This is a genomic window from Mycolicibacterium nivoides, from assembly GCF_003855255.1.
GTDB classification, from domain to species: Bacteria; Actinomycetota; Actinomycetes; order Mycobacteriales; family Mycobacteriaceae; genus Mycobacterium; species Mycobacterium nivoides.
The window spans coordinates 240,217-252,851 of sequence record NZ_CP034072.1 but is presented as its reverse complement, the minus strand read 5'-3'; the positions used below and the strand labels follow the sequence as shown (position 1 = coordinate 252,851).

General features: G+C 65.2%; 7 protein-coding genes. 4 read left to right on the top strand and 3 right to left on the bottom strand.

Annotation, left to right across the window (positions count from 1 at the left end):
- The first annotated feature begins 67 nt into the window (after nucleotides 1-67).
- Both EH231_RS01240 and EH231_RS01235 read left to right on the top strand, forming a co-directional pair.
- Entirely contained in the window at nucleotides 68-1,246 is a 1,179-nt protein-coding gene (locus EH231_RS01240) for an NAD(P)/FAD-dependent oxidoreductase (RefSeq protein ID WP_124711721.1), read from the top strand.
- A gap of 367 nt (nucleotides 1,247-1,613) precedes the next feature.
- Nucleotides 1,614-1,979 carry a CDGP domain-containing protein gene (locus EH231_RS01235; RefSeq protein ID WP_090424959.1) on the top strand — a complete coding sequence of 122 codons (366 nt, stop codon included), beginning with the start codon at nucleotides 1,614-1,616 and terminating at the stop codon, nucleotides 1,977-1,979.
- 63 nt (nucleotides 1,980-2,042) lie between these two features.
- Here the strand turns inward: EH231_RS01235 and EH231_RS01230 are convergent, their stop codons facing one another.
- Nucleotides 2,043-2,879, bottom strand: a complete 837-nt coding sequence (locus EH231_RS01230; protein WP_124711720.1) for a GNAT family N-acetyltransferase — start codon at nucleotides 2,877-2,879, stop codon at nucleotides 2,043-2,045.
- Nucleotides 2,880-3,061: 182 nt separating this feature from the next.
- Here EH231_RS01230 and EH231_RS01225 point away from each other — a divergent pair, with 182 nt between their 5' ends.
- Both EH231_RS01225 and EH231_RS01220 read left to right on the top strand, forming a co-directional pair.
- Entirely contained in the window at nucleotides 3,062-3,568 is a 507-nt protein-coding gene (locus EH231_RS01225; protein WP_124711719.1) for a hypothetical protein, read from the top strand.
- Between the two features lie 67 nt (nucleotides 3,569-3,635).
- Nucleotides 3,636-4,040, top strand: a complete 405-nt coding sequence (locus EH231_RS01220; RefSeq protein ID WP_090424956.1) for a DUF7832 domain-containing protein — start codon at nucleotides 3,636-3,638, stop codon at nucleotides 4,038-4,040.
- A 16-nt stretch (nucleotides 4,041-4,056) separates the two neighbouring features.
- On the opposite strand, the gene EH231_RS01215 is transcribed toward EH231_RS01220, so the two are convergent.
- Both EH231_RS01215 and EH231_RS01210 read right to left on the bottom strand, forming a co-directional pair.
- Complete coding sequence (locus EH231_RS01215; RefSeq protein ID WP_090424955.1) at nucleotides 4,057-4,410, bottom strand: cupin domain-containing protein; 354 nt, start codon at nucleotides 4,408-4,410, stop codon at nucleotides 4,057-4,059.
- 70 nt (nucleotides 4,411-4,480) lie between these two features.
- Nucleotides 4,481-12,196 (bottom strand): non-ribosomal peptide synthetase, encoded by a 7,716-nt coding sequence (locus tag EH231_RS01210; RefSeq protein WP_124711718.1) that lies wholly within the window; start codon nucleotides 12,194-12,196, stop codon nucleotides 4,481-4,483.
- Nucleotides 12,197-12,635 lie beyond the last annotated feature (439 nt).

The following is a 12,635-nucleotide window of genomic DNA, read 5'->3' as shown; positions in this document are numbered from 1 at the left end:
CCCGTCAAGCCCCCGACAGCTCGCTTGGGTACTATCGCAGCCACAGTCAACCGATGAGACGAGGCTCATGACGCAGCGATACGACCTGGTCATAGCAGGTGGCGGCCCGTCGGGGTCAGCCGCGGCGTGGCAGGCCGCTCAGACCGGCGCCAAGGTGTTGGTCCTGGACAAGGCAGAGTTCCCCCGCGACAAGCCCTGTGGCGACGGGCTGACCGCCCGCGCGGTGAGCTACCTGCAGAAGATGGGCCTGGCCGACGAGGTTTCCAAGTTCCATCGGGTCAACAAGGTGACCGTGTACAGCCCCAGCGAGTGGGATCTGTCCTTCCCTCGGCGTCCCGGCATGCCCGACCACGGCCACACCGTGAGTCGGACCGAACTGGACACACTGCTACTCAAGCACTCCGAGTCGGCCGGCGCGGAGGTGCGCCAGGGCGCCGAGGTCGCCGGACCCGAGTTCGACGCCAAGGGCCGCGTGGTCGGAGTGGTGCTCAAGAGCGGTGAGAAGGTCTACGGCGACGCGGTCATCGCGGCCGATGGCGCTTACTCCCCCATCAAGCGCGCGCTGAAGATCGACTCGGAGTACAACGGCTACTCGGCCATCGCCATCCGGTCCGAGATGCACGCCAACCGCCCCGACAGCGATGCCTTCGAGATCTACCTCAAGCTGATGTTCCAGGGTGATCAGCTGCCCGGGTACGGCTGGATCTTCCCGATGGGCGGGGGCCGGTTCAACATCGGCCTGGGCTACGTGAACAGCTACAAGAACTGGCAGTCGATCAACGCCACCCAGTTCCTCGGCGACTTCATGCGGACCCTGCCTGCCGAATGGGAACTGCCGCCGATCGAGGAACTCAAGAAGAACAAGAGCGTGCGGGCCTGGCGATTGCCGATGGGCTTCACGGCGTGGCCGCCGTGGCGTCCGGGCGTGCTGTTCGCCGGTGACTCGCTGGGTGCGGGCAAGCCGGTGTCCGGTGCGGGTATCTCCAAGGCGCTCGAATCCGGCTTGACCGCAGGCGAGTGCGCGATCGCCGCGCTCACCAACGGCGGCCCAGACGACTTCACCAACTACGAGCAGCGGATGCGCGCCGCGTGGGGTCGGGAATACCGGCGCGGCCGCTTCTTCAACAAGCTCGCGGGGATCCCTGCGGTCGCGGGCGCGGGCCTGAAGGCGTTGGACAACCACACCTTCCGTGACCTGCTGCTCAAGTCGCTGTACAAGAAGGCGCAGAGCCCACAGCACACCTAGCCGTTCCGAGCACCAAATGTGAAGCCTCTGCGATGTTGTCGCAGAGGCTTCACATTTCTGCGCCGGCCGCTATAGGCCGATGTAGACCGACCGTCACTACGGGAGAAAACTCCTCAAAGCGTCCGCATCTGCGGATGACTGACGGGCCGGCCGCGCTTCATCGCAGGGGCGAAGTAGGGGCAGATGGATTCATCGGGTCGAGACACGGCCCGCCCTGGCGGCCGCACCCATTCCTTCCAGCGCCGATTCACCCGCGGCAAACATCACTTTCGATTAAATTGACGCTGCCTTCAATCTTCGACAATCGAAAAGGATCGCCATGACAGTAAGCGGCACCGGCCGTGCTCTTCTCCTACTAGGACTGGGGATGGCCTTCGGCGCCACAACGCTCTACGCGCCCGCCGCAAGTGCCGAAATTCCGCCGAACTGCGAGAAACGCCCGTGGGGCTTCCTTGGTTCGGAGACGCGTCAAATCTGCGACGAGCCGCTCCGACCGGACGGGTCGTGGACCAGGCACCGACTCATCGGAATTCCCCGTCACTATCAGAACCCGACCAGCAGCTGCTCCAACTCCTACTTTGGCACCAACTGCACCTATTACCCCGGCGGCTGGGTCGAAGACAAGGTCAACAGTAACGACACCTACGAGGTACGTGCGGAGACCGTTCTTCCCGACGAGCCAGGGCACATGCCGGATCCGGCACCGGCACCGCCGGAGGTGCCGACACCGTAGCGGTGCCTCCTCGTGCCGTGCCGTGCCATGCACCGTCGCCTGCCACGGCACACGAGCAGTCGATCAGTCTCCGCTCAGCGTGTACCGCACGTCCTCGGCGACGGCCACGAAGCCGATGCGCTGATACACCCGGTTGGACACCGGATTGTCGGTGTCGGCGAACAGCACCACCTCCCTGGCACCTTCGCTGCGCGCGAATCGCGCGGCGGCGGCGGTGACCGCGGCCGCATACCCGTGGCCGCGGTGTCCGGGCGGGGTGTAGACCGGGCCGATACGAGAGGCGCCGGCGACGGCAGCGCGCACCCGCGCCATGCTGACCGGTTCGCCGTCCACCACCCACAGCAGGACATGGTCGCCGGCATCGACGATCGAGGTGAGCATCGCCCGACTCGCCTCGACATTCGATGGCTCGCCGAATGCCTCGATGAAGAACTCGTTCAGCCAGCGCACGACGGTCTCCGCGTCCCCGGTTTCGGCGGTTCGCCAGTCGCCGGCCACACCACTCGGAGGTACCAGTTCACCGAGCCGGTAGAGCACGTCGCGGGATGACTCACTCGCTTGCACACCTGTGACCGCATGCCACGCCTGAGCGAAAGACGTTGCCGTCGCCGGTGTTCCGCGCACCCCAGACAGGTTCGTCCCTGCGCCAGCCAGCGCCTGGGCTGCGGCCAACGCAGTCTCGGGCGGCAGGCCGTTCACCAACAGCACCGAGTCGCGCGTCTGGACCGCCGCACCCGCGACACCGTTTCCGTTGGCTACCGACAGCAGTATTCGCTCGGCGGGCCAGGGCGCCGTGTGCAGTGTCGTCAGCTCCAAGGTGAACAGCACGGGGTCCGGGCGGTACACGGACCGCTCCGCCGATTCGAACTCGGCCGGTGACTGATGCAGGTGGGCCTCCATACCTCAAGCGTGCGGGCTGGCCACGGCGACCGCCATTGATTTTTCCGCCACCGCACGTGCCCCGATCTCCTCTATCCATCGGATAGCGTGGCAACGTGCATTTGCCAGGACGATTCGGCAGGAAATGCGGATTCGCTGTGGCCCTCGGGGCCTTCGCGTGTGCCGCTGCCTGTTCGCACGTCGTGACCGGGCAACCAGTCGCCGGGGTTCACGATGCACCAGCTCAGCGCTCGCCCACCGGGATGTGGCGTGAACATGTCCTGCCCACCGACTGCCTGCTCAGCGGTCGGCAGATGTCGGACCTGGCAGGCGTCGAGATCGATGACGGTCGGGACACCGAGATCAAGAGGTCCGACGGAACCGCCGGGCACAGCTGCAACTACTACACCACCGCCGGTGGCGTTCTGTCGTTCACGGCGACCATCAAGGTTCAATCACCGTCCACCGGTCTCATCACCAAGCAGCTCCTCGCCGACATCGGCGAACCGGGAGCCACGGAAGTTCCCGGCATCGGACAGCGCATGATCATCGAACCACTCACGCGCCCAGACGCTTTCCCGGCGATGCGGGTAGCCACCGACAAGTATCTGGCGAATGTGGTGCTCGTGGCCGGCAATATCCCCGCGCCACCCGACGTCGCAGCGTGGACGCGGGCGGCATCAGACATCGTGAAGGCGCTCCCGGCCTGATTCGTCGAGCCTCGCAGAACGAGAATCTGTGCAGCGGGGCACGCCTCGCAGGGCATAGCCTCGACCCATGACGTACGACGACGCCGGCTGGCATCACGACACGGCGATCGAAAACGGGCTGGTGCCGGCGGCCGCCAGCACCCACATCGGGATGTTCATGGCATGGCTTGCATTGCACGGCATGGCGCAGCCCGACCATGCCCCCTCAGAGCTCCACGAGCGGATGATCACCCCGGGTGAATATCTACGCCGGCACTGTGTCGACCAGATCGATCCGTTCATGCTGACCGATACAGGCAATGCGTTCACCTCAGCCGCTTACCGCCCCTACCTTCGGCGTTTTGGCGATGTGCCCGTCGTCGCCCGTTACGACTCGACATACGAAACACCGGATACCTGGGAGACCTACGACGAAGTCGCGATACTGATCGAGGCCATGTACGACGAGTGGCGTTCTGCTATCGGGGGTTAACCATGCTGGTTCCTACCTAGCCTTCTGGGTAGAAAAGGAACAGCACACACCCCTCGGCAGACTGCGGGACATGCCACGACCCGGCCGGGGCGTGCAGGAATGTTCCCGCGGTGTAGTCGTTGACGCCGTCATTGAAGACGCCCGAGACGACGTAGACCTCTTCGGGCCCGGGGTCATGTAGGTCTTCGCCGTCCCAGACAGCGCCCGCCGCGATGGTTGTCACCGCCGCCTTCGCACCGTTGGCTCCCCGCCAGAGCGGCTGCACGGTGATTCCGGGAGAGACTTCGATCGGTTCGACGTCCGTTGCCGACTTCCACACGTATCCGGGCGCGTTAGGACCGAAGGACGCAACATCGCCGTTTGTTGTCATATGTGGACGAACCGTGCGCACCGGCTCGCGATTCCCGAACTCCCGAGTCCCACCTCAGGAGCACAACCCGCTATGCCGACGATTCGAGCGGCGGAAGCAGGCCGAACCGCTCCAATTCGGTGACGTATTTGGTGATGATGGGCGGTGAGATGCTTGGAATATCTGGATTCTCGGTGTCAGGACCGATTCCGGCTTCCCGCACCGCGGCCCGGAATCGATCGGTCGGGCCATAGGATCCGTGGGTGGGCTCCGGGGCTTCCAAATCCCTTGTGAACTGCGAGGCCAAGATCTGTAGCACCGAATGCCTGCGTTGGCGCTCGGGCAACGCGCGTAGGGCAGTCTCGAAGCGCTGCAACCATTCTCCGAAATCGGCGATGCGCTCGATCTGGTAGCCGGCCTCGATCAGCCAGTCGACGAATTCGTCGATGCCGATTCCGTCGTCGTGCGGGTTCATCACGTGATACGTCTCGAAGTCGGCCGAGCCTGCACGGGCCATCTGCCAGCCCAGCGTGGTGATCGCCTCGGCGACGAACCCGACGGGCAACGCATCGTAGTGGGCTCGTTGACGATTGCCATCGGGGTCGAGTTGATAGAACGACGCCGGCGCGAGTCCGGTGGCCACGACGCTCAGCACCATCCGGGTGAAATTGTCCGGCACGTTGAGCTGGCCCGCGTAGGTGGTGTCGGCCAAGATCATGTCGCAGCGGAACACCGCGACCGGAAGGCCGCACAGGTCGTAGGCCTCGCGCAGCAGCACTTCCCCGGCCCACTTGCTGTTGCCGTAACCGTTGGCGAAGCTACCGTCGAGCGCACGAACCGGGCTGATGTCGCGGATGTCGGCGTGCTCGGTGAACGCCGAGGGCTCGATCTGCTGGCGTACATCGGCGGTCGACACGAACGTGTACGGTTTCAGCTTCGTGGTGATCGCGAACCGAATCAGTTCGGCGGTGCCCACCACATTGGGTTGGAAAAACTCACTGTAGGGAAGGATTCCGTTGACGAACGCCGCGGAATCGACGATCACGTCGACGGTTTCGGCCAACTGACGCCAGGTGGGTTCGTCCAACCCGAGATTGGGTTCGCCCTTGTCGCCGGCGATCACTTTGAGCCGTCCGTCGGTCAGTTCGCGGAAATGGCGGTACAGGACGGGGTCGGTGTCGAATGTCGCCTCCAGCCTGCATCGCGCGTCGGAGTCGGAGTCTGCGCGGACCAGACAGATGACAGCGTCGTCGGCGCGGCGCAGGCGACTGAGCCAGTCCAGCAGCAGATACCGGCCGAGGAAGCCTGTGGCCCCGGTCAGCAGCACGGTCTGTGGCCTACGGCCGGGGCGCGGCAGGGTTGGGGCGGTACGCAACGTGGGCCCGTCGACGAACTTCTCCAGCATCAGGTCACTGGCCCGCAGTTCGTTGCTCCCGGTGCCGTGCACGGATTCGAAGTCGCCTCCGCGGGCACCCGGCAGGACACGCGATTCGGCCTCGCGGTCCAGCTGCCGGCACAGACCGCTCACCGAGGGCGTTTCGAACAATGTGCGTACGGCGAGGTCTGCATCCAGTGCAGTGTTGACCGCTGCGACAACCCGCATCGCTGAGATCGAGTCACCGCCCAGCTCGAAAAAGGAATCGTCGACTCCGACCCGCTCGACTCCGAGAACTTGGGCATAGATGCCGGCCACCGTCGCCTCGGCCTCGGTGGCCGGTGCTCGGTACGGATCGGTGCTCTGGAATTCCGGCGCGGGTAGTGCACGTTTGTCGAGCTTGCCGTTGACCGTGAGCGGCAGCGCATCGACGACCATGATGGCCGCCGGCACCATGTACGCTGGAAGCCTATCGGTCAGCGTACGTCGCAGCTCGGCGGAATCGACTCTCCCGTTAGATGTTTCGGTGACGTAGCCGACCAGACGCTTGTCGCCCGGACGGTCCTCACGGGCAACCACCGCGGCCTGAACCACGCCGTCGAGTTCTGACAGTGCAGCCTGGATCTCACCCAGCTCGATACGGTAACCGCGGATCTTGACCTGCTCGTCCGATCGCCCCAGATACTGCAGTTGCCCGTCTTCGCCCCACCTGACCAGATCCCCGGTTCGATACATGCGCGCTCCAGACCCGCCGAACGGGCACGCCACGAATCGCGATGCGGTCAGCTCGGGCCTGCGGACATATCCGACAGCCACACCGAGTCCGGCCACGTACAGTTCGCCCACCACGCCGGCCGGCACGGGCCGCAGCCAGTCGTCCAGAACGAACAACGCCGCCCCGGCCACCGGCGACCCGACCGGGACGACGGCCGTGCCGGTCGTCAAAGGAGCACTGATCGCGGCATAGATCGTGGTCTCGGTCGGACCGTAGCCGTTGACCATCACCCGCCCCGGGGCCCACCGGCCCACCACCTCCAACGGGCATTCCTCGCCGGCCACCATCAGCGCCGTAGATTCCAGACCCGCTTGTTCGAGGGCCGCCAATGCGGCGGGCGTCTGACTCAGAACGGTGACCCCTTCGGTGATCACCAACTCATGCAGCTCCCGCGGTGACGCGGCTACCGAGTCGGCGACCACCACCAGCCGTGCTCCGTGTAGCAGGGCTCCCCAGATCTCCCAGACCGAGTAGTCGAAACCGTAGGAATGGCACTGCGTCCACACCTGCCCCGGCGCCGACGCGAGGCCGACATCTAGTGAATCGAACAGCCGGGTGACGTTGTGATGGGTGACGGCAACGCCTTTGGGAGTTCCGGTGGTACCCGAGGTGTAGATCGCGTAGGCGACGTCGCCGGGCACGGGCGCATGCAGTTCGGCGGCGCGGCCGACGACACCGGTCGCGGAGTCGGCTTCGATGACCGGTATGTCGAAGCCGTCCAACCGCGGACGCAGTTCTCTCGTGGTGACCGCGATGATCGGCGCGGCGTCGGCGATCATGAAACTCAACCGGGCGGGCGGTACCGCAGGATCAATCGGCAGGTATGCCGCCCCGGTTTTCAGCACCGCGAGCATCGCCACGATCGCGTCGGCACAGCGGGGAACCATCAGCGCCACAAATTCACCAGGTCCCGCACCGCTCACCGCCAACTGGTTCGCCAGCCGGTCGGCCGACTCGTCGAGCTCGCGATAGCTCATGGATCGGCCCTCGAAGGTCACCGCGGGTGCCTGCGGGGTCAGCGCCACCTGTTCGGCGAACCGCTGCGGAATGGAGGTGGGTGTGCCCAACGGCTCGGACAACACCTCTTGGTGTGCCCACTCGTCGAGCTGCTCGCGCTCGGCCGCATCGAGCACATTGATGGCGCACAACGGCCGACCTGGCTCCTCGATCATGGCGCCCAGCAGTCGCCGGAACCGCTCGATCAGCAAGTCGATGCTCGCCACGTCGAACACCGCCGAGTCGAACTCCACCCGAATACCGAGCTCGTGGCCGGGAATCACGATCACCGACAGCGGGTAGTGGTTGAACTCGCGGGTGCTGAAGCCGGTGAACGCCAATTCCTGGGCGCCGACGAAGGCGCTGAGGTCCAGCGGGTAGTTCTCGTACAGGAACAGCGTGTCGAACAGCCGGTCGTGACCGGTGAGCTGATGGATCTCGCTCAGCGACAGATGTTCGTGCTCGACGGTGTCGTTGTGGGCACTCTGCAACTGGCGCAACAGATCGACGACGGTGTGATCCGCCGTGGCGTAGGCCCGGACCGGCACGGTGTTGATCAGCAAACCCACGATCGTGTCGGACCCGGCCAACTCCGCCGGGCGGCCCGAGACCGCCGTGCCGAAGACCACGTCACGCCGGCCGGTCAGCGTCATCAGCAGCTGCGCCCACGCCGCCTGCAGCACGGTGTTGACGGTGGTGTGACATGAGCGTGCCAGTTCCCCAACGGCTTTCGTGACTTCGGCTGAAATCCGATAGGACTCCACACCACGCGGCCCGGGATCTGCCGGTGCAGCGACCAGGGTGGGATGCCCGAACCCGTCCAGCGCATGGCGCCAGACCGCCCGCGCGGCGTCGCGGTCCCGTCCGGCCAGCCAGCTCACGAAGTCCCGGTACGCCCCGGTCACCGGCAGCCGCTGCCCGAAATAGCTGGCGCAGATCTCCTGCATCAGGATCGGCAGCGACCAGCCGTCAATGACGATGTGGTGAAAGGTCAGAACTATCCGATGCTCAGTGCCCCCGGTCCGGATCAGCGCCGCCCGAAATGCGGGCCGGCCGCGCAGGTCGCAGACCGCGGCCCGTTCGGCTGCACACAGACGGTCGACCTCGGCGTCGGGCTTGCGGTCGTCTTCCCGCAGATCGAGGTACCGCCAGGCGAGCACCGGATCGCCGGGAATAACCTGCACCGGCTCACCCGTCTGGACGCAGAACCTGGCCGTCAGGTTGGGGTGCCGGCCCACCACCGTGTGCAGCGCGTCGCGCAACCGGTCGCGATCCAGTACCCCGGTGGCGGTGAGATCCAACTGCACCGTGTACACGTCAGCCGCTGCGGCGGCGTCAGACCCATGCCCGATGCCGGTGTGGAAGAGCAGTCCTTTCTGGACCGGGGTCAGCGGGAGTATGTCGGCGATGCGGTACTGCTGCTCCAGTTCGTCGATTTCCTGCTGGCTCAGCCGGGCGGGCACGATGTCCGACGGAGTCAGGCCACCGCCTCCGGAGGACACATGCATACAGATCCCGGTCAGCGCCTCAAACCACAACTGGCTCAGTCGAAACACTTGCGCCTCGTCCACGAGCGCCGGCGCCCAGGTCCACGTGGCCCGGAGGCTCGGGCCCGCATCGCTGTCCTGGGTGCCCGCGTTGAGTTCCACCGTGTGCATCAACGGCACGGCCACCGTCGATGCCGCGTCAGCAACAGCCAGCGCTTCCTGGTCGATGCGCCACAAACCGTCCGAGTCCTCCGCCCCACCGGCACCGACCCGCCCCAGATAGTTGAATCCGATGGTCGGCTCCGAACCATCCAGATTCACCTCTGGGTTCAGATGTCGTAGCAGTCCGTAGGTGAGTCCGTTCGGCACGGCACGCAACTGCTCCTTGGCGGCTTTGACGATCGGGCCGACAACGGCCGCTCCGGAGGCGACCTGCTCCCAACTCGGATTCCCGGTCGACAACGAGACCGGATACCTGGTGGTGAACCAGCCCACGGTGCGCGACAGGTCGATATCGGAGGCCACCTCTTCGTGCCGGCCGTGGCCTTCCACATCGATACCGACAGGTGCCGCGCCGGCTCCCAGGAATTCGTTCCATGCCATTCCGAATGCGATCAACAAGATGTCCTGTACCCCAGCGCGAAACGCAGCAGGCACCGCACCGAGCAACTGGATGGTGGTCTTGGGATCCAGCGAAACCGACAGGTGCCCGGCGTTGGCGTAGGTGTCGCGGGCGGGGTCGATTCCGGGCAAGGCGGGTGGATTCGACATCACCTGCCGCCAGGTGTCTGACAGCTCGACCACCTCGGCGCTACTGGCGTAGTCGTTCAGTACCGCTGACCACCGGGAGAACGAAGTCCCACCGGGCGGCAAGTGCACCGGTTCACCACGCCGCAATTGAGACCAGGCGATATTGAAGTCCTCCAAGAGGATTCGCCATGACACACCATCGACTGCAAGGTGGTGGATGAGCAGCGCCAGCTGCCCGGTAGCTGGCATCCACAATGCCGAGAGCATTCGGCCTGCAGACAGGTCAAGTCGGTTCCGCGCCGCCGCCAGCACCTCGTCCGACAGCGTCTCGACGGTTCGCAGACAGTCACGGGCATCCACCGAACCCGTATCGGGCACGCTCAGCGACCAGGCGTCTTCTTCCACCCGAACCCGTAGCCGCAGCGTCGCGTGGCGGTCCAGCAGGGCTTGGAGCACAGCGATCAGGTCGCCCTCGGGCGCTTCCCCGGGTGCTTGCAACACCACTGCCTGATTGAACTGTCCGACAGGCCCTTTGACGGTCTGCAACCACCGCATGATCGGTGTGGGAGCCACCGGGCCGAGGCCCTCGTCGACGATGTCATCGACACCAACCGCACGGCACACCGCCGCCAGCCGAGCCACGGTCTGCTCGACGAACACATCACGCGGCCGGAACTGCACGCCGTGCACCCGAGCCAGCGCCACCACCTGCATCGACAGGATGCTGTCTCCGCCCAGGGCGAAGAACGAGTCGTCGACGCCGATCCGCTCCTGGCCGAGCACCTGGGCGTAGATCTCGGCCAGAATCGTCTCGAGCTCGGTGCTCGGAGCCCGGAATTCATCTGCGCCGCTGCGATATTCCGGAGCCGGCAAGGCGCGCCGGTCGAGCTTTCCGTTGATTGTCAGGGGCAACGATTCCAGCGCCACGACAGCGGCCGGAACCATGTACGCCGGCAATCGGTTGGCCATTTCGGTGCGAATCCCGGCCGGATCGGCAGTGCCTGTGATGTAACCGACCAGGCGCTTGTCGCCGGGACGGTCTTCCCGGGCGATCACCACGGCCTGGTGCACGCCGTCCGACTCCGCCAGCACGGCCTGGATCTCGCCCAGTTCGATGCGGTAACCACGAATCTTGACCTGCTCGTCGGAACGCCCCAGGTACTCCAACTGCCCGTTGCCGTCCCATCGCGCCAGGTCCCCGGTGCGGTACATCCGCTGCCCCGGCGCACCGAACGGGCAGGCCACAAACCGCGATGCGCTCAGGCCGCTCCGCCGCATGTATCCGACCGCCACCCCCGCCCCGGCCACATACAACTCGCCCGTCGCGCCCTCGGGCGTCTGCCGTAGGAACTCGTCGAGCACAAACGCCGCGCCACGCGGCACCGGATGGCCGATCGGCACCACGCTCGTGTGTCCCGACAGCGGCGCGCTGACTGCCGCGTAGATCGTGGTCTCCGTTGGCCCGTAGGCGTTGATCATCACGCGCCCAGGCGCCCAGCGCCTGACCAGATCAGCCGGGCAGGCCTCACCGGCCACCACCAGCGTCGTCGAGTCCAGACCGTCTGGGGACAACATGCCTGCCGCGGAAGGGGTCTGACACAACACCGTGACCTTCTGGGTGACCAGCAGGCCGTGCAGGTCCACCGGTGAGCTTGCCACTGACTCGGGCACCACCACCAGCCGACCGCCGTGTAACAGAGCACCCCAGATCTCCCACACCGACACGTCGAACACCAGCGAATGCCATTGTGACCAAACCTGTTCCGACACGGACGGCAAGACGGCGGGTAACGACTGGAGCAGTTGGGTGACATTGTGATGCGTCACGGCAACAGCTTTGGGCACACCCGTCGTTCCCGACGTGTAGATCAGGTACGCCAGATCCTCGGGGGCCGGATCGGACAATCGACTGTCGGGCAGGCCGCCGTGGGCAGCTCCATCGACTTCGATTACCGGGATGTCGAATTCGGCCGCCCGCGGGCGCAGATCAGTTGTCGTGATCGTGGCGACCGGCGCGGCATCGGCGATCATGAAGGCTATCCGCGCGTCAGGATGCGCCGGATCGATCGGCAGATAGGCGGCCCCGGATTTGAGCACGGCCAGAATCGCGATGATCGCTTCGGCGGAACGGGTGAACAGCAGCGCGACAGTCTCGCCCGGGCCTGCTCCGTGGCGGGCCAGCAGGTGCGCCAGCATGTTGGTGGCCCGGTCCAGCTCGAGGTAGGTCCACGACCGCTCCCCGCATACCAACGCCGCCGCAGCCGGGGTCCGGGTCACCTGAGCCGAGAACAACTCCGGAATTGAAGCGGGCGCGGCCGCCGGCTGAGTCAGGATTGCGCGGTTGCCCCAGACGTCCAAGCTGTCGTGCTCGTCGTCGTCGAGCAAGTCGATCGACAGTAATCGCAGTGACGGGTCTCCACTCATGATTCCTCCCCCGAGAATCGACGGCTACGGTCTTCGAACCCGTCACAACTGGCGCCGACAACCTCCCGTACCCAGGAGAGAATAATGTGGAAGTTAGTGCCCTATCCATCGTTCGCGAAAACTTGCACTCGCCAATTCATACGCAATTACAGGCCTGCTGACCGGTCAATTGCTCCTTCCTTTGCGGCAAACATCGCGTACACAACAGAAGTCCGACACGTAGTCCGCAATAGACCTGGATTACGTAGCAGGTACAGCCAGCCAAGGCGGGTTTCGATCGACCCGTCGCGAGGCGAAGCCGCCGCAGAAAAGCCCTGACTGCTAACGCCAGAGCTCGCCGAATTAGGAAAGCAGTCCCCAGTCGTCAGCAATGTAAAGAATAGGCCGGAGCCCTCGGATCCGACCCTACGTCCGTTATTCGAATGCCGCGATAATCTCC